Below are 26,259 nucleotides of genomic sequence, written 5' to 3' on the forward strand. Positions count from 1 at the left end.
GCGGCCCCTCTCGCCTGCCGCGCCCGCCCGGAGCGTTCAGACGAACCGCAGTTCCCGCTTCTGCGCCGAGGCGGCGGCGAAGTCCAGCATCCGCATGCCCTCCGCCTCCAGCTCGGCCCGCTGCGCGGCCGTCACCGGCGCGAACAGCTCCACCTCCAGCACCGCCTCGCGCCGTTGCGCGCTCACCCGCCACAGGCCCCGGACGAACCCGTCCACCAGCACCGTCGCCTTGATGATCCCGTTGACCGTGAAGACCCGCCCGCGATACTCGTCATCCATGATCCGGGTGCGGGTGCGCTCGGCGAAGGACAGCAGCATGTTGTCGAACTCCGCCAGATAGCGCACCGGGGCCGGGACGTCGGGGTCCGGCAGCGCCGCGTCCGGCAGGTCGAGCACCTGCGCGCCGTCCTCGGTGACGGACGCGCGCAGGTCCATCTCCCGCACCACCTCCCCCAGCCTGGTCAGGCCCGCCCACTGCTGGATGTCCATCACCGTGGCCGGGCCGTAGGCCGCCAGGTAGCGCCGGACCATCTCCTGCGGGCGGGCCGAGGCGTCCAGCGGCCGGCCAAGCCACGCCTCCAGGCTCGTGTGCGCCGGCTGGCCGCCCACCCCCCAGATGCCCCGCGGCGGCACCTGGACCAGCGGGACCGTCTGCCTGACGCCCCTGACCAGGTCGGCGGGGTCGCGGTCGGGCCACCGCTCGGCCAACAGCTTGCCCAGCTCCCTGAAGGTGAGCGGGCACTCCTCCACCAGGGCCCGCCCGGCGGCGGCGACCTCGGCCAGGTCCAGCCCCGCCAGCCCCCTGCCGAACGACCCCCGCAGGGACCGGTCCATCATCGGCTGCAGCAGCGCGCGGAGCGCCAGGCCGTCCTCGGCGGTGACCAGGTGGATGGTGGAGCGCATCAGCGACAGCCGTACCGCCCGGCGGTCCTGCAGCAGCCCGGACAGGTCCTCGTGGGCGAACCCGTCCAGGCGGCTCCACAGTCCGAGATAGGGCGGATTCGGCGCCTGGGCCTGCATGCCGTACAGGCGCCGGACCGCCTCCAGGGCGGGTACGGCGCCGCGGGTGAGCAGCAGCTGGCGGTCGAGGGTGGCCCTGTTGAGGGCGCGGCGGCTCAGAACCTCGGGCATGGGTCTCTCACGTGATCGGGCGGCCGCACGGGACGGTCGTGCGCGTCATGCGGTCCGGAGACTGTACGGGACGGTCGTGCGCGTCGGGTGATCGGGCGGCCGCACGGAACGGTCGTGTGCGGGCTCGCGGCGGCTCAGACCCGGTCCAGCGGCCGGTGAGGCGGGGGCGGGAGCTCCACCCGGATCGCGTCGCCCGGGCGCACCAGCCCGCCGGTCACCACCACGCCCATGATCCCGGCCTTGCGCACCAGCCGGCCGGAGTCGTCGCGCCCCACCACCTGCTTGAGCAGGCCCGGCTGGAACCCGTCGATCTGGGCGCACGGGTTGCGCAGGCCCGTCACCTCGACCACCGCCTCCTCGCCCAGCCGCAGCAGCGTGCCGGTCGGAAGGGCCAGCACGTCGAGCCCCCGCGTCGTCACATTCTCGCCCAGCTCTCCGGCCTTCACCTCGAACCCGGCGGCCTGCAGCTCCTCGTGGAGCTCGGAGTGGATCAGGTGGACCTGGCGCAGGTTGGGCTGGGTCGGATCCTGCGCCACCCGCGAGCGGTGCCTCACCGTCGTGCCGGAGTGCGCGTCCCCCTCCACTCCCAGGCCCGCCACCAGCCGGATGCCCGCCTCGCCGTACTTGCTGAAGGTGTGCGAACCGCTGCGGCTGACCGCCGCCACCATCGCCTCCGCCATGGACGACCGCTTTCTCTCGGTGCCGGGATGATGATCCTATCCGGGCGGTTTCGGATCCTGTCCAGCGCCTTTACGTTGTAGATCCGCAGTAGGCGGTAAGATCGGCGAGGTGAGCCTGCCCGCCGTTCCCCACGCGCCCGGCCCCGCCGTCGAGCCCGCACGCGACCCCTACCGGGTCTATCTCGACTCCCTCACCAGCGCCGAGTCCCGGCGCACCATGAGGGGCTGCCTGGACCGCCTGGCCGCGCTCATCACCGGGGACGACGACGCCGGTGGCGCGGGCCAGCCCTGGCACCTGCTGCGCTATGAGCACACCGTGCGCATGCGCGCCCTGATGACCGAGCGCGGCTGGTCGCCCGCCTACGTCAACAAGCACCTGGTCGCGCTGCGCCGGGTGCTGCGCGAGGCCTGGCGGCTGGGCCAGATGACCGCCGAGGACTACCAGCGCGCCGCCGACCTGCCCACCGTCGAGCACACGCGCCTGCCCACCGGCCAGCACGTCCCGCCGGAGGTCGTGGGGGCGGCCCTGGCCGCCTGCGACGGCGACGACTCCCCCGCCGGGGCCCGCGACGCCGCGCTGCTGGCCGTGCTCTACTCCACCGGCTGCCGCCGCGCCGAGATCGCCGGGCTGACGCTGGCCGACTACGACCCCGGGGCGCGCTCGCTGCGGGTGCGCGGCAAGCGCGACAAGGAGCGGATGGTCTATCTGACCACCCAGGCCGTGGGCCGGCTGGAGCGGTGGCTGGCGGTGCGCGGCCGCGCGGCCGGAGCGCTGTTCTGCCCCATCGGCAGGCACGGCTCCCTGCGCGTGCGCGACGGCCGCCCGGCGACCATGACGGGCCAGGCCGTCGCCGACATCCTGGCCCGGCGGATGGCCCAGGCCGGGGCCATGCCGCGCACCCCCCACGACTTCCGGCGCACCTTCATCGGCGAGCTGCTCGACGCGGGCGTGGACCTGGCCACCGCCCAGGCACTGGTGGGCCACTCCTCCCCGGCGACCACGGCCCGCTACGACCGCCGTCCCGAACGGCGCCGCCGGGAGGCGGTCGACAGGATCACCCTGCCGGCCTCCCGGCCGCTGTGAACCGCCGAGGTCAGGCCGTCTCCACCTCCGGATAGTGACAGGCCACCCAGCGGTCCCCGCCGAGGGACCGCATCTCGGGTTCCTCCTGCGCGCACCGGGGGGCGGCCTTCGGGCAGCGGGTACGGAAGCGGCATCCGCTGGGCGGGGTGACCGGTGAGGGCGGCTCGCCGCTGATCAGCTGGTCGGCCGGGGGCAGGCCGAGGCCGCTGCGCGGGATGGAGGCCAGCAGCGCCCGCGTGTAGGGGTGGGCGGGCCGCTCGACCAGCTCGGAGCCGGGGGCCAGCTCGCAGGTCTTGCCCAGGTACATCACCAGGATGCGGTCGCTGACGTTCTTCACCACGGCCAGGTCGTGGGCGATGAAGACCAGCGTGAGCCGGTAGCGCTCCTTGAGGTCCTCCAGCAGGCCGAGGATCTGCGCCTGCACCGAGACGTCCAGCGCCGACACCGGCTCGTCGCAGATCACCACCTCGGGTTCGAGCACGAGGGCCCTGGCGATCGAGATGCGCTGGCACTGCCCGCCGGAGAACTCGTGCGGCCGGCGGGTGGCCGCGGTGTCCGGATCGAGCCCGACGGCCTCCAGGATCTCGTCCACCCGGTCGCCGCCGACGCCCCACACCCGCGGCCCCTCCGCGACGATGTCGCGGACCCGGCGGCGGGGGTTCAGCGACGAGATCGGGTCCTGGAAGATCATCTGCAGCCGCCGCCGGGTACGGCGCAGCGCCTCGCCCTTCAGCCGGGTCAGCTCGACCCCGTCCAGCCGGACCGAGCCCGACAGCGGCGGCGGCAGCTGCATCAGCGCCCGCGCGGTGGTCGACTTGCCGCAGCCCGACTCGCCGACGATGCCGAGGGTCTCGCCGGGCAGCAGGTCGAAGCTGACCCCGGACACCGCGCGCACGCTGCGGCCGCGGCCGGCGGGGAACTCCACGACGAGGTCCTCGGCCCTGAGCACCGCCTGGCCGGGGGGACGGAGATGGGCGCTTCCGCTACCTGCCACGGTTGTCGGCTCCTTCGGGTCCGGCGAGTTCGGGTCTCTTGAGGTCCGGACCGGCGCTTCCGGCCCCGTTGTGCTCGGGACCGCCGGGCTCGGAGCCGTTGCGGTCCGTGCCCGCGGGCACGGGACCGGCGGCCGGTTCACCGAGAGCCGCGGGTCCGGACTCGCCCAGGGCGACGGGCACGGGGTCCGCGGGTCCGGACTCGCCCAGGGCGACGGGCACGGGGTCGCCGACCGCCGCCTCGGTGCCCCGCGGGTACCAGCAGGCGTACAGGTGCTCGCGGGTCTCCTGGAACAGCGGGGGCGCCTCGGTGACGCAGCGCTCGCGGGCGTAGGGGCAGCGGGGGTGGAAGGCGCACCCCGAGGGCAGGGCGGCCAGGTCGGGCGGGCGGCCGGTGATGACCCGCAGCCGGTGGTGGGCCGGGTCGGTCAGCCGGGGCACCGACTGCAGCAGGGCCTCGGTGTACGGCATGCGGGTCCGCTCGAACAGGTCGGCGGCCGGTCCGCGCTCGACCACCTTGCCGGCGTACATCACGATCACCTCGTCCGCCCACTCGGCGACCACCGCCAGATCGTGGCTGACCAGCACGGTGGCCATGTTCCGCTCCTGGCGCTGGCGGTGGATCAGCCGCAGCACCTGGTCCTGCACGGTGACGTCCAGGGCGGTGGTCGGCTCGTCGGCGAACAGCACGTCGGGCCCGCACGACAGCGCCATCGCGATCGTCACGCGCTGGCGCATGCCGCCGGACAGCTGGTGCGGATAGCGGCGCAGCACCCGCTCGGGCTCGGGGATGCCGACCGAGGCCAGCAGCACCGCGGCGTGCGCCCGCGCCCGCTTCCCGCTCAGCCCGAGGTGCACCCGGAGCGGCTCGGCCACCTGGGTGCCGATGGTGCGCACCGGGTTGAGCGCGGTCATCGGGTCCTGGAAGACCGCGGCCAGCCGGGTGCCCAGGACCTGGCGCATCTCCTTCGGGCTGAACCCGGTCAGGTCGTCGCCGTCGAGATAGACCTTGCCGCCGCGGACCACCCCGGCGCCGGGCAGCAGGTCGAGGATGGAGCGGATGAGCATGGACTTGCCCGAACCCGACTCCCCGACGACGGCCAGAGTCCTGCCCCGCTCCAGGGTGAAGGAGACCCCGTCGACGGCCTTGACGACGCCGCGCTCGGTGACGAAGTGCGTGCGCAGATCCGCCACCTGCAGCAGCTGCCCGCCCGGGGTGTGGGGCGCCGTCGGCAGCGGCTGCGCGGCGGCCCGCCGTACGTGCTCCAGGCCGCTCTGGCGCACGTCGGTCAGCGCCCTGAGCCTGTCGCCGACCACGTTGAACGACAGCACGGTCAGGAACATCACCAGCGCGGGCGCGAGCACCAGATGGGGGGCGTTCTCCATGATGGTGCGGCCCTCGTTGATGAGACCGCCCCAGGTGGGGGTGGGCGCCTGCACCGACAGGCCGAGGAAGGCCAGGCTGCCCTCGGCCACGATCACCACGGCCATCCCGAGGAAGGCGTAGGAGGCCGCGGGCACCGACACGTTGGGCACGATCTCGCGCCACAGGATCCTGCGGTCGCGCACGCCCAGGGCGCGGGCCGCCAGCACGAACTCCCGTCCCGCGAACGCCATCGTCGTCCCGCGGACCAGCCGGGTCCAGGCGGGCACGCCGAGCACGCCCAGCACGATGAGCACGTTGCGCAGGTTCGCCCCGGCGAAGGCGACCACGGCCAGCGCGAAGACCAGCGCGGGGAAGGCCAGCGCGATGTCGTTGACCGCCATGATCACCGCGTCCGTCGCCTTGCCCCGGTATCCGGCCAGCAGGCCGAGGGGCGCGCCGATCAGCAGGCCGAGCAGGACCGCGCCGATGCCCACGCCGAGCGAGACGCGCGCGCCGTACACCACACGGCTGAACACGTCGCGGCCCAGGCCGTCGGTGCCGAAGGGGTGGGCCAGGCTCGGCCCGGCCTGCGGCGGCCCGACCAGGGTCTCGTCGTAGCCCGGCAGCGGGAGCAGGTCGGCCAGCACGGCGGCGGCCAGGACCAGCCCGATCCACCCCGAGGCGATCCAGAAACCCTTACCCAGGCGCCTACGCATGCCGGATCCTGGGATCGACCGCGGCGTAGACCAGGTCCACCGCGAAGTTGACCAGCACGTAGCCGACCGAGATCAGCACGACGCCTCCCTGCACCGTCAGATAGTCGCGGGAGAAGATGGAGTCCACGATGAGGCGGCCCACGCCGGGCAGGCCGAAGAGCGTCTCGATGATCACCGTGCCGCCGACGAGGGCGCCGAGGTTGAGCCCGATGGCGGTGATCAGCGAGATCGCCGAGGGCCGCAGCGCGTGCCGCCACAGGATGCGCCGCGGCGACAGGCCGCGGGCGCGGGCCAGGGTGATGTAGTCCTCCTGCAGGGTGGCGATCATGTCGGCGCGCAGCAGCCGCGCGTAGACGGCCAGCTGCCCGCAGCCCAGCGTGATGGCGGGCAGCAGCACCGAGGTGATGTTCCAGCCGAGGTCCAGCGAGATCGGGGTCCATCCCGTGGCGGGCAGGACCTGCCACTTCACGGCGAAGACCAGGATCAGCAGGACGCCGAGCACGAACACCGGGGTCGACAGCAGCCCGAAGCACAGCGCGGTCAGCGCCTGGTCGGTCGTGCTGCCGGCCCTGCGGGCCGCCGCCACGCCGATCGGCACGGCGAGCCCGATCGCGACGATCTCGGCCGCGATCAGCAGCTCGATCGTGACCGGGAGCCGTTCGACCAGGGCCTCGGTCACCGGGACGCTGGTGATGTAGGAGGTGCCGAGGTCGCCGGTGAACAGGGCGCCCAGCCAGGCCGCGTAGCGGACGAACAACGGGTCGTCCAGGCCCAGCTCCTGGCGGAGCTGCGCGCGCGCCTCCTCCGTCGCCGAGACCCCCAGGATCTGGGTGGTCGGGTCGCCCGGCAGCAGCGCGAGCAGGGCGAACGACAGGAAGGTGACGACGAGCAGCACCACCAGGAGCCGGACCAGCCGGTGGAGGATCACTGCTGGTTTACCCAGATCTGCGAGAACGGGTGGTACGGGATGGGCGAGCCGGTCAGCGGCAGGCCCTTCTCGCCGTCGGGCAGCAGCTGCTCGCCGATCCCCCGGACCTTGGCCTTGGCCACGATGGCGCCCACGTTGAGGTGGTCGATGAACACGAACGGCACGAGCTCGCGCAGCCGCTGCTGCACGATCGCGTAGGCCTCCTTGCGGGCCTCGGGCTGCGGGTTGCTCCTGCCGCTGTCGAGGGCGTTGCTGAGCTGGGCGTCCTTCAGGCGGGTGAAGTTGAGCGCGACCGAGCCGACGGGCTGGGCGTAGTTCTGGTGCATCCAGATGTACTCGCCGTCGGGGTCGGGCGAGGAGAACTGCGTCCACACCGTGGCGCTGTAGTTGCCGGTGACCGCGCGGTTGATCAGGTCGGCCTGGTCGGCCTGCTTGATCGTCACGTCCACGCCGGCCTTGCGCCACATGGCCTGGGCCAGCTCGACGCCCTGCATGGTGTTGGGGTCGGGGGTGGACAGCAGCTCGAAGGAGACCGGGCCCTTCTCCGCCTCGACCTCCTTGATCAGGGCGGTGGCCTTGGCCAGGTCGTAGGCCGGATAGGTGCCGCCGGGCGCGTACCACGGCGAGTCCTTCGACCAGGGGCCGTCGGCCTCCTCCGTCAGCCCCGAGCGCAGGGTGGAGATGACCGTCTTGCGGTCGGTGGCGTGGGCCAGCGCCCTGCGGACCCGGACGTCGTCCAGGGGCGCGACGGCGGTGTTGAGCAGGAACATGTACTCGGGGACGGCCATGCCCTGCGCCCTGTGCACGCTGTAGGCGTCGGTCATCCCGCCGAACTTGGTCACGTCCTCGTCGCGGCTGGTGCCCATGGCGTCCAGCCCGCCGGCCTCCAGGGTCTGCGCGCGCGTCTGGCTGTCGGGCAGGATCCGGAACTCGAGCTCGTCGAGGTACGGCAGGCCCTTGCGCCAGTAGCCCGGGTTCCTGGTCACGACCATGCGGCTGTCGGGCACGTACTCCTTGAGCGTGAACGGGCCGGTGCCGATGGGCTTGCGGCTGGCGGCCTCGGGGTCGGCCAGCGAGGCGGGCGCGAGCACCATGCCGATCTGCGCGGCCAGATAGTAGGGGAAGGCCACCCACGGCTGCTTGAGCTTGACCTTCACCGTCATCGGGTCGACCAGCTCGAAGGAGTCGACCGGCCCGAACACCGAGCTGGTGAGCGGGGAGGCCTTCTGCGCTTCAAGGTTGGCCTTGACCGCCTCGCCGTTCAGCGGAGTGCCGTCGGAGAAGGTGATCCCGTTCCTCACCTTGATCGTCCACTCGTCACTGTTGGAGTTGGGCGTCAGGGACTGGGCGAGGTACGGCTTCCAGGCCCCGCTCGCGTCGACGCTCACCAGCGGTTCGACCATCGTCCCGACCATGCTGTAGCTCTGCGAGGCGAACTGGTCGGTGACCGGGTTGAGCCCGGCGGCGTCGGCGCTGAGCCCGTAGACCAGGCGCCCGCCCTTGACCGGCGAGGAGGCGCCGGAGGATGAGCCGGAAGGGGATCCGGCCTGGGTGGCCGTCGGCCGCTCCCCGCTGCAGGCGACCAGCGCCGATGAGAACAGGGAAAGTGACGTCAGGGACAGCAGAAAGATTTTCCAGCGCTTCATTGGCATCTTCTCCCGTGGCCCCCGAGAGCAATTTCACCGATAGTACTATCGGTGAGATTTCTCACAAGGGTTCCCGGTGGATTGTTGCCGCCGGGATGTGAGGGACCTTCGCCTCCCTCGGAGCGGGAGAGCACGGCGGCCGGGCCGGCGGACCTGCCACTAGAGTCGGGCGCACAGGATTGGAGTGGCCGTGACGAGCACACCGCTCACCAGGAGTGAGGCCAAGGACCGGACCAGGCGCCGGTTGCTCCGCTCCGCCCTGGCCATCCTCGACGAGGAGGGGGAGGCCGGCCTCACCACGGTCAAGGTGGCCAAGGCGGCCGGGATCGCCCAGTCGAGCTTCTACGTGCACTTCAAGGACATGCAGGACCTGCTCAAGGCCCTGGCCGTCGAGAGCGGGCAACGGCTGCGCGCCTCCATGCGCGAGGCCCGGCGCCGGGCGGGCGAAACGCCCAGCGACGAGGAGCCCTACCGCGACACCTTCCGCATCCCGCTGGAGGCCATCTGCCGTCATCCGGAGCTGCTGCGCATCCAGCTGCGCGCCCGGCACGACCCGTCCTCGCCGCTGCAGGGGTTCGCGGCCGAGACCGCCGCCGTCTACCGCGCCCACCTGGCCGCCGACCTGGCCGCCCTCGGCTGGGCCGCCGACGACGAGCGCGGCCGGCGCCGCCTGGAGATGGTCGCCGACGGGCTCAACGCGCTGACCAACGCCATGGCGCTGGGGCACATCGAGGGGCGCTACCCCGACGTGGAGGAGACCGTCGACGTCCTGGTGGCCTTCTCCAAGGGATGCATGCACGCGCTGAAGACCTCCGGTTGACGGCCCGCCGCGAAGATTCCTCCGGCGGGGTGTCGATTCCGGCGCGGGTCGCACGTCATAGAGGCACGCGCGCCGCCCGGGCGCGCGTGGAGCACAGGGAAGGGACACGCGATGAAGTACGTGCTGCTGGCCGTCGGTGACGAGAAGGTCTGGGAGCAGGCCGGCCCGGCCGAGCGGGAGGCCGTATTCGCCGGCTGGGAGCGCTTCGACCGGCTGCTGAAGTCCAGGAACGCCGACCGGGGCGGCGAGGAGCTGGCCCCCTCCGGCAGCGCCACCGTCGTCAGGAAGGACGGCGACCAGGTGATCATCACTGACGGCCCCTACGCGGAGGCGACCGAGCAGATCGGCGGGTTCGTCATCGTGGAGGCCAGGGATCTGGACGAGGCGATCGAGTTCGCCAGGGCCTGCCCCTCGGGGACCGTGGAGATCCGCCCCGTGGTCGAGTACCAGGGCTGAGTCTCCACGTGCGGGCGGATGCGGGGATCTCCATGGCGGGGGACGGGGCGACGGGGGCCGAGCGGGCCTACCGGGAGCACTGGGCGCGGTTGCTGGCCCTGCTCACCGCCGAGCTGCGCGACCTGGATCTCGCCGAGGAGTCCCTGCAGGACGCCTTCGCCGCGGCGGTCGCCGCCTGGCCGCCGGAACCGGCCAACCCGCCCGCCTGGCTGCTCACCGCGGCGCGCAGGCGGGCCATGGACCGGCTCCGGCACGGCGCCGTCGTGGCCAGGAAGCTGCCGCTGCTGATCGTGGACGAGCCGGAGCCGCCCTCCGCCATCCCCGACGAGCGGCTCCGGCTGATCTTCGTCTGCTGCCACCCGGCGCTGTCCACGGACGCCCGGGTGGCTCTGACCCTGCGCTGCGTGGGAGGTCTGACCACGCGGGAGATCGCCCGGCTGTTCCTGGTCCCGGAGGCCACCATGGCCGCCAGGATCACCCGGGCCAAGAAGAAGATCGCCCAGGCCGGGATCCCGTACCGGGTGCCCTCGGAGGCGGAGCTGGCCGAGCGCCGCGACGGCGTGCTGGCGGTGATCTACCTGATCTTCACCGAGGGGTACGCCGCGACCGGAGGGGACCGGCTCATCCGCGAGGACCTCGCCGCCGAGGCGATCGCCCTGGGCCGGATGCTCCGGGAACTGCTGCCCGCCGACGCGGAGGTGGACGGGCTGCTGGCGCTCATGCTGCTGCACCACGCCCGGCGCGAGGCCCGGCTGGGCCCCGCCGGCGAGCTGGTCCGCCTGCCCGACCAGGACCGCTCGCGATGGCGCGGCGAGGAGATCGCCGAGGCGGTCGCCCTGCTGCGGCGGAGGGCACCGTACGGCCCGCCCGGCCCCTACCTGCTGCAGGCGGCGATCGCCGCCGAGCACGCGACCGCCGACCGCGCCGAGGACACCGACTGGCCCGCCATCGCCCGGCTGTACGGCGCGCTGGAGCAGATCACCGGATCGGCGGTGGTCCGGCTCAACCGGGCGGTGGCGGTCGCCGAGGCCGAGGGGCCGCAGGCGGGCCTGGAACTGCTGGAAGGGCTGGACCGGGCGCTGGGCCGCCACCATCTCCTGCACGCCACCCGGGCCGAACTGCTGCGCCGGCTGGGCCGTGACCGGGAGGCGCTGGAGGCATACGGCCGGGCTCTGGAGGCCGTCGGCACCGACCCGGAACGCGCCTTCCTGCTGTCGCGCCGGGCGGACCTCTCGGGGTCCGCCACCGGGCCGGAAACGGGTCCCGGCGGTCCCCACCGGGCACACCCGTAACCCGGAAGTGGAATAACCACCCCCCTGCGTCCGTTAGAGTCATCGTGCCGATGTGGTTTGTGTCCCCCGGGCCGCAAATTACCGCCTTCACGGAATACCGTTCGGCTGGAGCCGTGTTGTGCCTCTCGCCGAGGAGGCGACCGCCACATCGGCCTAGACTTCCCGCCCCGCGAGGCCCCGCGCCTCGCGGGGCGCTCTCGTCTCCGCCTCCTTTCTCCTCTCCGCCGTTCGGTGCATGCTTTTGACCGGATTGTTCTGGTTGTCGGAGAAATAGAGGATGAATTTGGAGGAGCCCTACAAACCCCGGGGCCCCTCTTGTGCGAATGGGCACACCCGCCGGTCCGCGGGGCACCGCCTAATGTGGTGAACCCGCCCCGTGAGGAGAGCCCGTGCTCTATCGCCTGACCAAGGTCGTCAGCGCTCCCTTCCTGCACCTTCTGTGGCCGACCAGGGTCACCGGAGCAGAGCACGTCCCCGACTCGGGCCCGGCCATCCTGGCCTCCAACCACCTGTCGGTCCTCGACTCCACGTTCCTGCCGCTGGTGCTGCACCGCCAGGTGCGCTTCGTCGCCAAGGCCGAGTACTTCACCGGCAACCCCGTCACCGCGGCGTGGATGCGGGCCACCGGCCAGATCCCCATCGACCGGCAGAGCCCCACCGCCGCCCAGGACATGCTCGACGCCGCCGCCCGGGTGCTCAAGGAGGGCGGGCTGTTCGGCATCTACCCCGAGGGCACCCGCTCCCCCGACGGCCGCCTCTACCGGGGCAAGGTCGGGGTCGCCTGGCTGGCCCTGGCCACCGGGGCGCCGGTGATCCCGGTCGCCATGTCCGGCACCGACAAGGTCCTGCCGATCGGCGCCTCGACCCCCCGGCTCGGCCGGGTGGGGGTGCGCATCGGCGAGCCTCTGAGGTTCACCGGCTCGGAGACCAGCGCCCGCGACCGGCGCCGGGTGACCGACGAGATCATGACGGCGATCCAGAAACTCTCCGGACAGGAGTACGTCGGAAGCTACGCCCCCGCCCGCACCCGGACCGGCTGACCCCGCCCGGCTGTTCCCGGAGCCCGCCCCGGCCGGTCCCGCGGGCCGTACGCTCGGATCGGTCTCCTCTGACGAGGGGCTGCTGGGCTTATTGCGCTCTTCCTGACATATGTCCGATTGATCGCTAGGGTGAGTCCGCTGAGCGCCCGCCGCGGCGGGCGCCGGTCCAGGGGGCCGGACCGGACGAACGGGGGTGGCCGAGTGCCGAGCGGCAGGACGATCGCGATCGCGTCGGTGAGCGTCGCGCTGGTGGCGGGGGCCGCCGGCGGGGGTGCGTGGTGGTACCTGCACACCCGCGGCACCCCCCAGGAGACCGCGCAGCGCTTCACGCAGGCCTGGCAGCGCGGCGACCTGGCGGCCATGCGCGCCGAACTGGCCGCGCCCGACCCCGCCCTCGACCGCGCCTACCAGGACATGCTCAAGGGCTGGGCGGTGGAGAGCACCGCCGTACGGCTGGACTCGGTGCGCGAGACCGGTGACGACACCGCCCAGGCCGCCTACACCGCCACGCTGAAGCTGAAGAACGTCGGCGAGTGGAGCTACTCCGGGACCGTGGACCTGGCGGTCGCCGACCGGCACTGGCGGGTCAGGTGGTCGCCGGCGGCCGTGCACCCCGAGTTCTCCCAGGGGTCCTCCTTCGCGCTGAAGACCAGATGGCCGCAGCGCGCGGCGATCACCGCCGCCGAGGGCGAGCGCATCGACGGCCCCGACGTCGGCGGCTCGATCCAGCAGCTCGTCGGGTTCCTGGACAAGGCCGGGGACAAGGACCTCAAGAAGCTCGGATCCTCCTACAAGAAAGGCGACGCCGTCGGCCGCGGCGGCCTGCAGGAGACCTTCCAGCAGCGCCTGGCGGGCACGCCCAGCACCGAGATCCAGATCGTCGGCTCCGACAAGAAGGCCGAGACCGTCGGCACGATCGAGGGCGAGGCGGGCGAGCCGCTGCAGACCACCCTGGACCTGCGGGTCCACCGGGCCGCGGTCAGCGCGGTACGCGACCTGAAGCAGACCGCCTCGATGGTGGTGATCAGGCCCTCCACCGGCGAGATCCTGTCGGTGGTCAACAACCGGGGCGGCTTCAACCGCGCCCTGGACGGCGCCTACCCACCCGGGTCCACCTTCAAGGCGATCACCGCCGTCGGCCTGCTGGAGGCCGGGCTGGAGCCCGGCTCCCGGGTCACCTGCCCCAAGGACGTCAATGTCGGCGGCCTGCCGATCCGCAACTCCAACCACTCGGCCTACGGCTCGGTCACCTTCTCCGACTCCTTCGCCCATTCGTGCAACACCACCTTCGCCCCGCTGACCAAGGAGCACCTGGACGCCGACGAGCTGGTGCGCACGGCGGAGCTGTTCGGCTTCAACAAGCAGCTCAGCATCGGCGTCCCGGTGGCCAAGGGGAGCTTCCCCCGCGCCGAGAGCGACGCCGAGCTGGCCGCCGAGTCCTTCGGCCAGGGGCGGATCACCGCCAGCCCGCTGCTGATGGCCTCGGCCGCCGCCGCGTTCGCCGACGGCACCTGGCGGCCGCCGACCCTGGTCCCCTCCATCGAGCAGCGCAACGAGCCGCAGGAGCTGCCCGAGGGGGTCACGACCGCGATGCGGCAGATGATGTCGGCGGTGGTCACCAAGGGCACCGCCAAGGACGCGGGCCTGCCGTCCGGCACCCGCGGCAAGACCGGCACCGCCGAGTTCGGCCCGGCCGGCGACCTGAAGACCCACGCCTGGTTCATGGGCTACCGGGACGACCTGGCCTTCGCGGTGATCGTCGAGGAGGGCGAGGGAGGCGGTACGGTCGCCGCCCCGGTGGCGGCGGACTTCCTGCGCGCCCTGGGATGACCACCCGGACCACAGCCCCGCATCCGGTACGTCACCCTTGATCCACGCTGACCGCGGCCTTCCGCCCGCCGCGTCGCCTCCGATCCCGGGTCACGGTCCTCCACTCGGCGCGCCGGCTTCGATCCAGCGGGGTCACGGCCCTGCTCCCGCCGCGCCACCGCGGAACGCCCCCGCAGAGACGTCACCGGCCGGCGAGGATCTCCTCCACCGCGTCGGCCGCCACCGGAGCCCCGCCCGCGGCCGTCATCTCCCGCCGCATCCAGGCCAGCCGCTCGCGGACGCGCTCGTCGGCGGCCACGCTCTCCACGGCGCCCCACAGCCTCTCCGCGGTGACCTCCTCCGGCGGCAGCACCGTGCCCAGGCCCAGTTCGGCGATGCGGTCGGCGTTGGCCCGCTGCTCGGCCATCTGCGGCACCGCGACCAGCGGCACCTCGAAGTGCAGGCCCTCCATCGTGCCGCCCATCCCGGCGTGCGTGACGAACGCCCGCGCGTGCCGCAGCACGGCGAGCTGCGGCGCCTGCCGGTGCACCTCGACGTTGGGCGGCACCGGTCCCAGCGCCTCCCGGTCCATCTCGCCCACGGCCAGGACGACCTGCCAGGGCCGGTCCGCCGCCGCGCGCAGCACGGTGCGGTAGAAGTCGGGCCGGTCGTTGTAGGCGGTGCCGAGCGAGACCAGCGCCACCGGGAGATCTCCGGAGGGTTTCCACCCGCCCTGGTAGGAGCGCTCGGACAGGGCCGGGCCGACGAAGGCGTAGCGGTCGGTGAAGGTCTCACCGGCGTACTGGAAGGCGCGCGGCAGCATCACCAGCCTGAGCGCGGCCGTGTCGCCCCGCATGAAGCCCTCCAGCCCGCCGAACCCCTGCTCCCGCAGGAAGCGGCCCAGCCGGACGGCCATGAGCAGGAAGCGCGGGCTCAGCGGGTTGACCGTCGTGTACTTCGTACTCATCGACCAGTGCTCGTTGCTGACCAGGTTGGGCCAGGTCTCCACCGCGGGGACCCCCCACCGCCCGGCCAGGATCCGCCCCCACCAGCACATCGGGCCGTCGTGGACCACCAGGTCGGGGCGCTCGCCGCCCTCCAGCTGCGCGAGCATCGCCTTCGTCTCGTCGAGCAGCAGGCCCATGGCCCGGACGAGTTCCCTGCCGTGCATCTGCGGCACCTTCAGGTCACCGCGCCCCTCCCAGGTGGAGGTGACCGGGACGACTTCGGCGCCGGTCTCGGCGACGCGTCCGGCGAACGCCGCCGTGGTGGCGTAGGTGACCCTGTGGCCGCGCCGTACGAGCTCGGCGGCGAGCCCCAGCATGGGGTTGACGTGCCCGGCGCCGACGGGGGCGAAGAACGCAACGGTTGCCATACCTACGTATTATAATACGCAGGTATGAAAAAGGGAGGGGTATGCCGAAAATAGTTGATCACGATGAACGGCGCCGGCACATCACCGAGGCCGTGCTGCGCATCGCGGGCCGCCACGGGCCCGATCGCGCGACACTGCGCGACATCGCCGTCGAGGCGGGCATCTCGCTCGGAGCCGTGCAGCACTACTTCCGCAGCAAGGAGGAGCTGCTCCGGCACGTGGTCGGCCACCTGGGCGAGCAGGTCACCGCACGGATCATGACCAGGGTCGGCGACCTCGGCGACGTCTCCGCGCTCTCCTTCCTGGAGGCCATGGCCGTGGAGATCCTGCCGCTGGACGCCCGCCGCCGGGCCGAGCGCCGGGTCGCCCAGGCGTTCGGCGTCCGCGCCCCGGACCTCCCGGAACTGATCGAGCCCCTGCGCGAGGGCTACGACTGGGTGCGCGACCACGTCGCCGAGCTGATCCGCCAGGCCCAGGGCACCGGCGAGCTACGGCCCGAGCTGGACGCCGAGTGCGAGTCGATCGCACTGCTGGCCATGATCGACGGCCTGTCCTCCGACATCCTGATCGGCGTGCGCGACCCCGGCCGGGCCGTGGAGATCGTGCGCTACCACCTGAACCGGCTGGCGGCCCGGTAGGCCCGCCGGCGGGCCGGTCCCGGGGCGCCGCGCCGCCGCGGGGACAGCGCCGCGCCATCGCGGGAACGGCGGTCACAGGGACAGCGTCACGGCATCACAGGGACAGCGTCACGGCATCACAGGGGCAGTGCGGCGGCGTCGTGGCGCAGGACCATGACGAGCAGGGTCGCGATGAGGGTGGCGATGAGCAGCCAGCTGATCATGATGACGACCGTCGAGCGGCGCGGGCGCCGGCGGGTCCGCCTGCGGTCCTCGTCCGCGGCGTCGGTCCGCCGTCTGCGGCGGCCGTTCTCCCGTCTCTGGACGCGTTCGTTGAACGATTCCAGCCGCGCGGCCAGACGCGGGTCCTCATCACTGAGATGGCGCTCGATCTGAAGCAGCATTCGCTCCTCGTCTTGCGACCAGGCCATGCCGCACCTCCCCGGGACGCAAGGCGTGTGCCGACGTTCTGCCCAATCGTGAAGATCGTTATCCGTTTCGAGGGCTCCCATTTACCACTTCTTTTGACGGCGGCCACACCGCCCGGCCCACGGGATTCTCGCTACGGTCACCGACGGGTGATTGATGTTCACAAAGGGTATTAACGGCCTCGATGTGTCGATCCGTCACATCACTATCCAAGCCACAACGGGGGAAACCGTGGCAGAGAAAAAGAAGCCCGCCAAGTCCTCAGGAAAACAGAAGAAGGCCGCGATCAAGGCCAACCGCCAGGCCAAGCAGGCCAAGCAGGCCGGCAGGCGTCCCGACACCACCGAGTGACAGCCGCAGTGACGGCCGCAGTGACATCCACAGTGACACCGCGGCGGCTCCGTCCGGCCCGGCGGGCGCACGATCCGCCCGGGAACGCCGTCGCCGCGCGCAACGGCCCCGCCCGCCGCTGAAGTGATCCATGATCGGGCGGCCGGGGCACCTTCCGGCCGCCCGATCACGGAGTGACACGATGTCCGCCTACCTGCGCTTCCCGACGATCTTCGGTGACGTCGTCGTCTTCGCCGCCGAGGACGACCTGTGGATGGTGCCCGCCTCCGGCGGGCGGGCCTTCCGGCTCACCGCGGGCGTGGCCGAGGCGGGCTACCCCCGCTTCTCCCCGCGCGGCGACCAGCTGGCCTTCGCCGGTCGCGAGGAGGGGCCGGAGGAGGTCTACGTGATGCCCGCCGACGGGGGTTCGGCCCGGCGCGTCACCTATCACGGGGTCCGCTCCACGGTCACCGGCTGGGACCCCGACGGGGCGATCGTGTACGCCAGCGACGAGGGCCAGCCCTTCGAGGGCCAGCGGTGGCTGCACCGGGTCCTGCCGCACGGCGTGCCCGAGCGCCTGCCGTACGGCCCGGCCAACACCGTCTCGTACGGCCCGCAGATCGTGATCGGCCGCAACACCGCCGACCCGGCCCGCTGGAAGCGCTACCGCGGCGGCACCGTCGGCGACCTGTGGATCGGCACCGGGCAGGACTTCCGGCGGCTGATCGCACTGCCGGGCAACCTCGCCTCCCCCTGCTGGGCGGGAGACCGCGTCTACTTCATCTCCGACCACGAGGAGATCGGCAACGTCTACTCCTGCACGGCCGACGGCGGGGACCTGCGCCGCCACACCGACCACCGCGACTACTACGCCCGCAACCTGTCCGGCGACGGCCGCAGGCTGGTCTACCACGCCGGAGGCGAGCTCTATCTCATCGAGGACGGGGACCCGCGCCACGTCCCGGTGAGCCTGCGCAGCTCGCGCACCCAGCGCAACCGCCGCTTCGTCGCGGCAGCGAGCTTCCTCGACAGCGCCACCCTCAGCCCCGACGGCAGCGGGCTGGCGATCACCACCCGCGGCAAGGCCTTCTCCTTCGCCGCCTGGGAGGGCCCGGTCCGCCAGCACGGCTCCTCCTCCGGCGTCCGATACCGGCTGCTGACCTGGCTCAACGACGGAGAACGGCTGATCACCGCGGCCAGCGACGAGGGCGACCGCGAGGTCCTGACCGTGATCCCCGCCGACGGCGTCGCCCCGCCGGTGCGGCTCGACCACCTCGACACCGGCCGGGTCACCTCCCTGGAGGTCTCCCCCAAGGCCGACCTGGTCGCGATCACCAACCACCGCAACCAGCTGCTCCTGGTCGACCTGGCCGCCGACCCGGTCACGGCGGCCGTGGCCGACTCCAGCCGGTTCGGCGCGATCGACGACCTCGCCTGGTCCCCCGACGGCCGCTGGCTCGCCTACGCCTTCCCCGACACGGCGCAGACCGCGGCGATCAAGCTGTACCGGGTGGAGACCGGGGAGACCTTCCGCGCCACCCGCCCCGTCCTGGAGGACCACTCCCCCGCCTTCGACCCCGGCGGGAAGTACCTCTACTTCATCGGGCAGCGCGTCTTCAACCCCGTCTACGACGAGCTCCAGTTCGACCTGGGCTTCCCGCTCGGCTCGCGTCCCTACGCCATCGCGCTGCGCAGGGACGTCGGCTCCCCGTTCGTGCCGGAGCCCCGGCCGCTGGACGGCGATGACGACGACGATGACGAGGACGTCGAGTTCGTCGTCGACACCGACGGCATCGAGGACCGGATCGTCGTCTTCCCCGTCCCCGAGTGCCGCTACGACGCCATCGCCGGGATCAAGGGCAAGGCCGTCTACCTCACCTTCCCCGTCGAGGGGGCGCTGGGCGACGAGTACGCCGAGTCCTCCGACGGCACCCTGCACCTCTACGACTTCGCCAAGCAGAAGCACGAGGTCCTCACCGGGGACGTGTCGGAGTTCCGGATCGGCCGCGACGGCACGACCATGCTCTACCGGTCGGACAACCGGCTGCGGGTGGTCAAGGCGGGCGAGGTGCCCGACGAGGAGGGGGCCGACCGGGCCGGCGGATGGATCGACCTGTCCCGGGTGAAGGTGTCGGTCTGCCCGGAGACCGAGTGGCGGCAGATGTTCCGCGAGGCCTGGCGGCTGCAGCGGGAGAACTTCTGGACCGAGGACATGGCCGGGGTCGACTGGGACGGCGTCTACGAGCGCTACCTGCCCCTGGTGGACAAGGTGACCACCCGCGGCGAGTTCTCCGACCTGCTGTGGGAGCTGCTGGGCGAGCTGGGCACCTCCCACGCCTACGAGAGCGGCGGCGCCTACCGCGCCCGCCCGCACTACCGGCAGGGCAAGCTGGGCGCCGACCTCGTCTTCGAGAACGGCGTGTACCGCATCACCCGCATCGTCGACGGCGACCGCTGGGACCCCGAGTCCACCTCCCCGCTCAACCGCCTGGGGCTGGACGTACGGCCGGGCGACGCGATCCTGGCCGTCAACGGCCTCCCGGTCGGCCTGTCGACGGGCCCGGACCAACTCCTGGTCAACCAGGCCGACCAGGAGGTCCAGCTCACCGTCGGCCGCGGCGAGGAGAAGCGGACCGTCGTCGTCGGGGCGATCTCCGACGAGCGGCCGGGCCGCTACCGCGACTGGGTACGGGCCAACCGCGCCCGCTGCCACGAGCGCAGCGACGGGCGCATCGGTTACCTGCACATCCCCGACATGGGGCCCGAGGGCTACGCCGAGTTCCACCGCGGCTTCCTGGCCGAGTACGACCGCCAGGGGCTTATCGTGGACGTGCGCTTCAACGGCGGCGGCCACGTCTCCTCGCTGCTGCTGGAGAAGCTGGCCCGGCGCCGCCTGGGCTACAACTTCCCCCGCTGGGGCGTGCCGGAGCCCTACCCCGACGAGTCGCCGCGCGGCCCGATGGTCGCCGTCACCAACGAGTGGGCCGGCTCCGACGGCGACATCTTCAGCCACACCTTCAAGCTGCTGGGCCTGGGCCCGTTGATCGGCAAGCGCACCTGGGGCGGCGTGATCGGGATCTGGCCCCGGCACCGGCTGGCCGACGGGACGGTCACCACCCAGCCGGAGTTCTCCTTCGCCTTCGACGACGTGGGCTGGAAGGTGGAGAACTACGGCACCGACCCCGACATCGAGGTGGACATCACCCCGCAGGACTACGCCGCGGGCGTCGACACACAGCTGGAGAAGGCGATCGACGTCGCCCTCCAGCGCCTGGTCACCCACCCGCCGCACACGCCGGACCTGACCGCCCGGCCGCGGCTGTCGGTGCCGCCGAAGCCGGTCGCGCACGAGGACGGGCCGGCCGCGGACCCGGCCGGATGACGGGCCCGGCGCATAACCGGCCCTGATAGGGGCGGGCGCGCCCGGATAGGGGTTGGGAGGTTGCGGGGGACGTCCCACTGTGGAAGCCGACCGATCTTCCCCCACCCTTCGGAGAGGCCATGAGGCACGCCGTCGTGATCGGGGCCGGCATGTCCGGCCTGCTTGCCGCCGCCGCGCTCGACCGGGTCGCCGAGCGGGTCACCGTACTGGACAGGGACGAGCTGCCCGAGGGCGACGCCCACCGCCGGGGCACCGCGCAGAGCAGGCACGCCCACGGCCTGCTGGCCCGGGGCCTGCAGGTCATGGAGGAGCTGCTGCCCGGCCTGACCGACGAGCTCACCGCCCGCGGGGCGTTCGGCGGCGACCTGCAGGCCGACTGCCGGTGGATCAACGAGGGCCGCCGCCTGGCCCCCGCGCCGGGTGACATGCCCGGGCTCCTGGTGAGCCGCCCGCTCCTGGAGGGGCAGGTCCGGCGGCGGGTGTCGCGGCTGCCCGGGGTCGAGGTGACCGGCGGGCGCCAGGTCGCCGATCTGGTCACAGCCGGCGACCGGGTCACCGGCGTCCGGCTCGTCTCCGGCGAGACGATCACCGCCGACCTGGTCGTCGACGCCTCGGGCCGGGGCTCGCACACCCCGGCCTGGCTGGCCGGGATGGGTTTCCCGGTGCCCGAGCAGGAACGGGTCGAGATCGACCTGACCTACAGCACCCGGCTGTTCCGCAGGCTCCCCGGCCACCTGGACGGCGACCCCGTGGTCATCATGGCCGCCACCAGGGCGGTTCCGCGCGCCGGGGTGGCGCTGGCCATGGAGGGCGACCGGTGGATCGTGACCATCGGGGGGTACGGCGAGGCGGCCCCGCTCGACTACGAGGGCTTCGTCTCCTACGCCGGGTCGCTGCCCGCGCCCGACATCCACGAGCTGGTCTCCTCGGCCGAGCCGCTCGACGAGGGGCGCCGGCACCGCACCCCGGCCAGCGTGCGGCGGCGCTACGAGCGGCTGGCGCGCTTCCCCCGCGGCCTGGCGGTGGTCGGCGACGCGGTGTGCGCCTTCAACCCGATCTACGGCCAGGGCATGAGCGTGGCCGCGGTGGAGGCGCTGCGCCTGGGCGAGTGGGCCCGGCGGGACAGGCCGGCGCGCGAGCTGTTCCGGTCGATCGCCCGGGTCGTCGACGCCCCGTGGGACATCGTGGTCAGCGGCGACCTGCGGCTGCCGGGGGTGCGCGGCCGGCGGACGCCCGGGATCAGGCTGGTCAACGCCTATCTGGAGCGCTTCCACCGCGCCGCCGAGCACGACGCCGAGCTCGGCCGCCGCTTCCTGCGCGTGGCCAACCTCATCGATCCGCCCTCGGCCCTGGTGCGTCCCGCCTGCCTGCTGCGCGTGCTGCGGGGCGTCCTGGCACCGGCGGCGGGGCGCGGGCCGGTCAGCCTGCGTACCCCGCAAGCCGGGCGGCCAGTGCCCTGACCTCCTCGCGCAGCCCGTCCGGCGTGATCACGGTGAACGGCCAGCCCAGCCCGGCCAGCATCTGGGCCATCCCGTCCAGCCGCTCGGCCCTGGCCGAGAGCAGCACCCCGTCGGGCCGCTCCTCCAGCGTGGCGGCCTCCGGCGGGATCCGGCGGCGCGCCTCCGCCGGGGTGGTCTCCAGCAGCACCCGCACCTCGTGCCGGTACGGCACCGCCGACAGCGACCCCGTGACGTGCGCGACCGCGTCGAAGTCCCCGGGGACCTCGAAGCCCCTCCCGGTGGGGGAGGCGCCCGCCACCCGGTCGACCCGGAAGGTCCGGATCTCCCCGCTGCGGTGGTCGAGACCGGCGACGTACCACCGGCCGGAGTGGAAGACGAGTCCGTAGGGGTCCAGGTCCCGTTCGGACTCCTCCCCCTTCCAGGACCGGTAGGCCAGCCGTACGGTGCGACCGTGCCGGGCCGCCTCGGCCAGCGCCAGCAGCGGGCCCGCCCTGGGCGTGCTCGCGGGCGCCGGGGAGCGGGTGTGCTCCAGCGTCGCCGAGACCGCCTCGACGCGGTCGCGCAGCGTCTGGGGCAGCACCCGCCGGATCTTGGCCAGCGCGCTCTCGCTGGCCGTCTCCCCCACCGCCATCCCGGTGCGCCGCCCGGCCAGCAGTCCCAGCACCACGGCCGTGGCCTCGTCGTCGGTGAGCATCAGCGGCGGGAGCTTGTAGCCCGGCATCAGCCGGTAGCCGCCGTAGCGGCCCCGTTCGGCCTCGACCGGCACCCCGAGCTCCGACAGCTTGCTCGCGTAGCGCCGCACCGTGCGCTCGTCCACCTCCAGCCTGGCGGCGAGCTCCGGCCCGGTCAGACCCGGGCTGGCCTGCAGCAGTTCCAGCAACGCGAGCACGCGGGTGACTGTCATGAAAGTTCTCCGAAAATCAGGACCGGTTCTGCCCGGATTCGATCCTACGGTGGAACCAGAGCGAAAAGACGCCAGGTCAGCGAAGACACCCGGCCCGCGAAGAGGCCCGGCCGGGAGACAAGGAGAGAACATGAGCGAGCACATCGGCGGCGGTCGCGGCAGGGGCACCTACGTCCTGGTGCCCGGTTACTGGCTCGGCGGCTGGGCCTGGGAGAAGGTCACCGCGGCCCTGCGCGCCGACGGTCACGAGGTGCACCCGGTGACCCTCACCGGGCTCGGCGACCGTGCCCACCTGGCCACCCCCGAGACCGACCTGGAGACCCACATCCAGGACATCGTCAACACGATCGTCTACGCCGACCTGCACGACGTCATCCTCGTCGGCCACAGCGGCGGCGGCACGCCCGTCACCGGCGCCGCCGACCGGATCCCCGAGCGGATCGCCCGGGTGGTCTATCTCGACAGCGGCCCGCTCGCCGACGGCATGGCGCACATCGACATGTCCGACCCCGAGGGCAGGGAGTTCGTCGCCCGGCGGGTCGCCGAGCAGGGCGGCGGCACCGTCTATCCCCTGATCTCCTGGGAGGAGCACGAGGCGGCCGGCGCCAGCCTGGAGGGGCTGGGCGAGGCCGAGCGCGAGTGGTTCGCCTCCCGGGCCACGCCGCAGCCGTACCGGAGCATGACGCAGCCGCTCAGGCTCACCGGCGGCGCGGACAAGCTGCCCAAGACGCTCGTCTCGTGCTCCTTCCCGCTGGAGCAGGTCCGCGCGATGATCGACTCGGGTCACCCGTTCTTCGCGGCGCTGGGCGGCCCGGAGTGGAGCTTCGAGGCGCTGCCCACCGGCCACTGGCCGATGTTCTCCGTGCCCGACCGCACGGCCGCCGTCCTCGCCTCCCTGGCCGGGTGAGCCGTACGGCCGGCCCGGGACCCGATCCGTCCGGGTCCCGGGCCGGCTGTTTTCCGGCGCGGCCTCGTGCGTCCCGGAGGGCCCGGGGTCAGCCGCTCTCCGCCGCGGAGGTGCCGAAGGCCCCGAAGGCGCCGGACTCCAGCATGGAGACCAGCAGGCCCATCGCCGCATCGGCCCGGCCGGGCTCCATCAGCCGGTGCACCTCCAGCCCGGTGACCGCCGCCGCGACCAGCGTCGCCGCCTCCCGCGCCCCCGCCCGCCCGGCCCCGCCCAGCACCGGCGCCAGGGCCTCGCGCCAGCCCAGCGCGGCCCGCTCCAGGAAACCCGGGAAGCGCCCCGGGTCACGCGAGGCCAGCACCACGATCTCCAGCCAGAGCCGCATCATGCCGTCGGCCGACTCCCCGCTCGCCGCAGCCCAGTAGCGCCGCAGCAGCTCGGCCGGGGTCAGCTCCCCGGCCAGGGCGGCCAGCTCGGCCTGGAAGCGCGTCTCGACCAGCTCCACGATCGCCGCCAGCAGCCGGTCCTTGGAACCGAAGTGATAGGTGAGCACGTAGGTGCTCACGCCCAGCTCAGCGGCCAGCTCCCCGAGGGTGAGCGCCTCGATCCCGGTGCGCGCCACGAGCGCCAGGGACGCCTCCAGGACCTCCTCGCGCCGCCCGGCCTTGGGCGGCCTTCCACGTTTGCCCGTCACATCCATAATTTATCATGAAGATCATGATGGAAAATATCTGGGCCGCCGCTCCACGCCGCCGTCCCCCGCTCGACGGTCCCGCCGAGGCCGACGTCGCCGTCGTCGGCGCCGGGTACACCGGCCTGTGGGCCGCCTACCAACTCAAACGGCTCGACCCCTCACTCGAGGTCGTCGTCCTGGAGGCCGAGCACGCCGGGTACGGCGCCTCCGGCCGCAACGGCGGCTGGTGCTCGGCCGAACTGCCGGTCGACGCCGCCGTCCTGGCCAGAAGGCACGGCCGGGCCGCCGCCGAGGAGATGCGCCGGGCCGCGGCCGCCGCCCTCGACGGGATCGAGGCCGTACTCCGGACCGAGGGGATCGACTGCGACTGGCACCGGGGCGGCACCCTCTACCTGGCCCGCAACCGCCCCCAGCTGCGCCGCCTGCTGGCGGCGGCGCGCTCACGCCCCGACGGCTGGAGCCTGCTCACCGCCGCGCAGGCCCGCACCCGGCTGCGCGCCGAGGGGGTGCTGGGCGCCGCCCACACCCCGCACTGCGCCCGCCTGCACCCCGGCAAGCTGGTGCGCGGCCTGGCGGAGGCCGTCGAGCGCCTCGGGGTGACCGTCCACGAGGGCACCCGCGCCGTGGAGACCCGGCCGGGCCTGGTCCGCACGGTGAGCGGGGACGGAGAAGGGAGCGTGCGCGCCCGGCACGTGCTCGTCTGCACCGAGGGCTACACCCCCGGGGGCCGGGTGCTCACCCTGACCTCCTGCGTCGCGGCCACCGAGCCGCTGCCCGCGCAGGTCTGGGCCGAGCTGGGGTGGCGGGGCCGCGAGACCGTGGCGGACCTGAGCCGCCTGTTCCCCTACATCCAGCGCACCGCCGACGACCGGATCGTGATCGGCGGCTGCGGGGCGGGGTACGGCGACGCCCCCTACGACCACGCCGTGCTCCGCGACCGGCTGGTCGGCATGTTCCCCGTCCTGCGCGGGACCGCGATCACCCACCGCTGGTCGGGCGTGCTCGGGCTGCACCGCCGGGGCGAGCCGTCGGTGCGCCTCGATCCGGCGACCGGGCTGGGGTACGCCGGAGGGTACGGCGGCGACGGGGTGGCCCTGGCCTATCTGGCCGGCGCCTCGCTGGCCGCGCTGGTCACCGGCGCCGACGTCCCCGCGGCCCGGCTCGCCTGGACCCGCGCCCGCGCGGGGCGCTGGGAGCCGGAACCCCTGCGCTCGCTCGGCGTGCGCGCCGTACTGGCCTGCGCGGCGGGAGCCGACCGGCACGAGGAGCGCACCGGGCGGCCGGCCCTGCTGCGGGGAGCGATCTGCTCCCTCTTCATCTGACGGGACTCAAGGGGCCCCGCTCCCGGGCGGGGCCGGGGATCCAGTCGTCGATCGCGGCGGAGGTCCGCGTCGCGATCAGCCTCTGGCCGGCGGCGCTGGGGTGGAAGTAGTCCCACTTGCTGAGGTGGTCCAGCGTGAACGGATAGTCGAACAGGGCGTTGCCGTCGAAGCGGCAGGCCGGGCCGTAGTCGGCGCACACCCGGGCCAGGGCGGCGTTGTAGGCGGCGACCCGGGCGCGCACGCGGTCTCTGCGCTCCCGGTCGGCCGCGGCGGTGGAGGCCGGCCTGGCCAGCATGCTCGGGCAGATCCTGGCGACCGCCCAGAACCCGCGCGCCACGGGGCTGTCCTTGCCCACCCGCCACAGCCGCTTGAGGTCGGGGACGCTAGCCAGGAAGACCCGCCCGTGCGGCCTGGCCCGCCGGAACGCCTGCAGCGCCTCGGTCAGCCGCCGCCGGTAGATCTCGACCGGCGTCATCACCCGCTCCTGGGACACGCAGGCGTCCTGGGCCCCGATCAGGATCGTGACGTAGTCGGCCCCGCGCCTCACCGCCCGCGCCATCTGCCCGGCGAGGTCGGCGCTGGTCGCCCCGGGGACGGCGAGGTTGACGTTGTTGCCCCTGAGCGACTGGAACCCGGAACTCAGGCGCAGGTAGTGGCTCCGCACGCCCGCGTGGTCCCCGGCCGCCCAGGAGCGCGAGGTGCACGAGACGTACCAGCCGCAGGAGTTGAATCCCGAGGTGATCGAGTCCCCCAGCGCGGCCATGACCGCGGGACGCCACGGCGCGGCGGCCGCCGCGGGGGTCAGCGGGGCCACCAGGGGGATCGTGAGGGCCACCGCCCCTGTGAATGTGGTCACAGTCCTGCGGATCATGGCGCCTCCGA

Annotated in this window: 22 protein-coding genes; 11 read left to right on the forward strand and 11 right to left on the reverse strand. The window is 73.1% G+C overall.

Annotated features, from left to right (window positions below; translation table 11 throughout):
• Positions 1-36: 36 nt before the first annotated feature.
• Entirely contained in the window at positions 37-1,131 is a 1,095-nt protein-coding gene (locus Psi01_RS30570) for a winged helix DNA-binding domain-containing protein (RefSeq protein ID WP_204067591.1), read from the reverse strand.
• A gap of 134 nt (positions 1,132-1,265) precedes the next feature.
• Positions 1,266-1,811 (reverse strand): MOSC domain-containing protein, encoded by a 546-nt coding sequence (locus Psi01_RS30575; protein ID WP_204067592.1) that lies wholly within the window; start codon positions 1,809-1,811, stop codon positions 1,266-1,268.
• Between the two features lie 109 nt (positions 1,812-1,920).
• On the opposite strand from Psi01_RS30575, the gene Psi01_RS30580 reads away from it, so the two are divergent.
• Complete coding sequence (locus Psi01_RS30580) at positions 1,921-2,895, forward strand: tyrosine-type recombinase/integrase (RefSeq protein WP_204067593.1); 975 nt, start codon at positions 1,921-1,923, stop codon at positions 2,893-2,895.
• 10 nt (positions 2,896-2,905) lie between these two features.
• On the opposite strand, the gene Psi01_RS30585 is transcribed toward Psi01_RS30580, so the two are convergent.
• From Psi01_RS30585 to Psi01_RS30600, 4 genes are read right to left on the reverse strand one after another with little or no spacing between them, the layout of a single operon-like run.
• Entirely contained in the window at positions 2,906-3,889 is a 984-nt protein-coding gene (locus Psi01_RS30585) for an ABC transporter ATP-binding protein (RefSeq protein ID WP_204067594.1), read from the reverse strand.
• Positions 3,879-5,969 carry a dipeptide/oligopeptide/nickel ABC transporter permease/ATP-binding protein gene (locus tag Psi01_RS43595; RefSeq protein WP_239128136.1) on the reverse strand — a complete coding sequence of 697 codons (2,091 nt, stop codon included), beginning with the start codon at positions 5,967-5,969 and terminating at the stop codon, positions 3,879-3,881. Before Psi01_RS43595 ends, Psi01_RS30585 begins: the two co-directional genes overlap by 11 nt.
• On the reverse strand, positions 5,962-6,897 hold the full coding sequence (locus Psi01_RS30595) for an ABC transporter permease (protein WP_204067595.1): 936 nt from the start codon (positions 6,895-6,897) through the stop codon (positions 5,962-5,964). Before Psi01_RS30595 ends, Psi01_RS43595 begins: the two co-directional genes overlap by 8 nt.
• On the reverse strand, positions 6,894-8,543 hold the full coding sequence (locus Psi01_RS30600; RefSeq protein ID WP_204067596.1) for an ABC transporter substrate-binding protein: 1,650 nt from the start codon (positions 8,541-8,543) through the stop codon (positions 6,894-6,896). Before Psi01_RS30600 ends, Psi01_RS30595 begins: the two co-directional genes overlap by 4 nt.
• Before the next feature lie 190 nt (positions 8,544-8,733).
• Between Psi01_RS30600 and Psi01_RS30605 the strand changes: the two genes are divergently transcribed.
• The 5 genes from Psi01_RS30605 (at position 8,734) to Psi01_RS30625 (ending at position 13,981) form a co-directional block, all read left to right on the forward strand.
• On the forward strand, positions 8,734-9,363 hold the full coding sequence (locus Psi01_RS30605; RefSeq protein ID WP_204067597.1) for a TetR family transcriptional regulator: 630 nt from the start codon (positions 8,734-8,736) through the stop codon (positions 9,361-9,363).
• Between the two features lie 111 nt (positions 9,364-9,474).
• Positions 9,475-9,819 (forward strand): YciI family protein, encoded by a 345-nt coding sequence (locus Psi01_RS30610; protein ID WP_204067598.1) that lies wholly within the window; start codon positions 9,475-9,477, stop codon positions 9,817-9,819.
• 32 nt (positions 9,820-9,851) lie between these two features.
• Complete coding sequence (locus Psi01_RS30615; protein WP_204067599.1) at positions 9,852-11,111, forward strand: RNA polymerase sigma factor; 1,260 nt, start codon at positions 9,852-9,854, stop codon at positions 11,109-11,111.
• A gap of 389 nt (positions 11,112-11,500) precedes the next feature.
• Positions 11,501-12,151 carry a lysophospholipid acyltransferase family protein gene (locus Psi01_RS30620; protein WP_204067600.1) on the forward strand — a complete coding sequence of 217 codons (651 nt, stop codon included), beginning with the start codon at positions 11,501-11,503 and terminating at the stop codon, positions 12,149-12,151.
• Between the two features lie 201 nt (positions 12,152-12,352).
• Positions 12,353-13,981 (forward strand): penicillin-binding transpeptidase domain-containing protein, encoded by a 1,629-nt coding sequence (locus Psi01_RS30625; protein ID WP_204067601.1) that lies wholly within the window; start codon positions 12,353-12,355, stop codon positions 13,979-13,981.
• 181 nt (positions 13,982-14,162) lie between these two features.
• Here the strand turns inward: Psi01_RS30625 and Psi01_RS30630 are convergent, their stop codons facing one another.
• On the reverse strand, positions 14,163-15,335 hold the full coding sequence (locus tag Psi01_RS30630; RefSeq protein ID WP_204067602.1) for a macrolide family glycosyltransferase: 1,173 nt from the start codon (positions 15,333-15,335) through the stop codon (positions 14,163-14,165).
• Between the two features lie 41 nt (positions 15,336-15,376).
• Between Psi01_RS30630 and Psi01_RS30635 the strand changes: the two genes are divergently transcribed.
• Complete coding sequence (locus Psi01_RS30635; RefSeq protein ID WP_204067603.1) at positions 15,377-15,973, forward strand: TetR/AcrR family transcriptional regulator; 597 nt, start codon at positions 15,377-15,379, stop codon at positions 15,971-15,973.
• A 116-nt stretch (positions 15,974-16,089) separates the two neighbouring features.
• On the opposite strand, the gene Psi01_RS30640 is transcribed toward Psi01_RS30635, so the two are convergent.
• Positions 16,090-16,383 carry a DUF3040 domain-containing protein gene (locus Psi01_RS30640; protein ID WP_204067604.1) on the reverse strand — a complete coding sequence of 98 codons (294 nt, stop codon included), beginning with the start codon at positions 16,381-16,383 and terminating at the stop codon, positions 16,090-16,092.
• 530 nt (positions 16,384-16,913) lie between these two features.
• On the opposite strand from Psi01_RS30640, the gene Psi01_RS30645 reads away from it, so the two are divergent.
• Complete coding sequence (locus Psi01_RS30645) at positions 16,914-20,093, forward strand: S41 family peptidase (RefSeq protein WP_204067605.1); 3,180 nt, start codon at positions 16,914-16,916, stop codon at positions 20,091-20,093.
• Between the two features lie 119 nt (positions 20,094-20,212).
• Positions 20,213-21,553 (forward strand): FAD-dependent oxidoreductase, encoded by a 1,341-nt coding sequence (locus Psi01_RS30650; RefSeq protein WP_204067606.1) that lies wholly within the window; start codon positions 20,213-20,215, stop codon positions 21,551-21,553.
• Here Psi01_RS30650 and Psi01_RS30655 read toward each other — a convergent pair.
• Positions 21,513-22,457, reverse strand: coding sequence for a helix-turn-helix transcriptional regulator (locus Psi01_RS30655; RefSeq protein ID WP_204067607.1), 945 nt, complete (start codon positions 22,455-22,457; stop codon positions 21,513-21,515). The two genes, Psi01_RS30650 and Psi01_RS30655, sit on opposite strands and share 41 nt — an antisense overlap.
• Before the next feature lie 130 nt (positions 22,458-22,587).
• Between Psi01_RS30655 and Psi01_RS30660 the strand changes: the two genes are divergently transcribed.
• Positions 22,588-23,364, forward strand: a complete 777-nt coding sequence (locus Psi01_RS30660; RefSeq protein ID WP_204067608.1) for an alpha/beta fold hydrolase — start codon at positions 22,588-22,590, stop codon at positions 23,362-23,364.
• 88 nt (positions 23,365-23,452) lie between these two features.
• On the opposite strand, the gene Psi01_RS30665 is transcribed toward Psi01_RS30660, so the two are convergent.
• Positions 23,453-24,055 carry a TetR/AcrR family transcriptional regulator gene (locus Psi01_RS30665; RefSeq protein WP_204067609.1) on the reverse strand — a complete coding sequence of 201 codons (603 nt, stop codon included), beginning with the start codon at positions 24,053-24,055 and terminating at the stop codon, positions 23,453-23,455.
• A gap of 23 nt (positions 24,056-24,078) precedes the next feature.
• Between Psi01_RS30665 and Psi01_RS30670 the strand changes: the two genes are divergently transcribed.
• A complete protein-coding gene (locus tag Psi01_RS30670; protein ID WP_204067610.1) occupies positions 24,079-25,377 on the forward strand; it encodes an NAD(P)/FAD-dependent oxidoreductase in 1,299 nt (432 codons plus the stop codon).
• On the opposite strand, the gene Psi01_RS30675 is transcribed toward Psi01_RS30670, so the two are convergent.
• Entirely contained in the window at positions 25,370-26,233 is an 864-nt protein-coding gene (locus Psi01_RS30675) for an SGNH/GDSL hydrolase family protein (RefSeq protein WP_239128137.1), read from the reverse strand. The genes Psi01_RS30670 and Psi01_RS30675 overlap by 8 nt on opposite strands.
• Positions 26,234-26,259: the final 26 nt, after the last annotated feature.

This window comes from Paraplanobispora siamensis (assembly GCF_016863175.1).
GTDB classification, from domain to species: domain Bacteria; phylum Actinomycetota; class Actinomycetes; order Streptosporangiales; family Streptosporangiaceae; genus Planobispora; species Planobispora siamensis.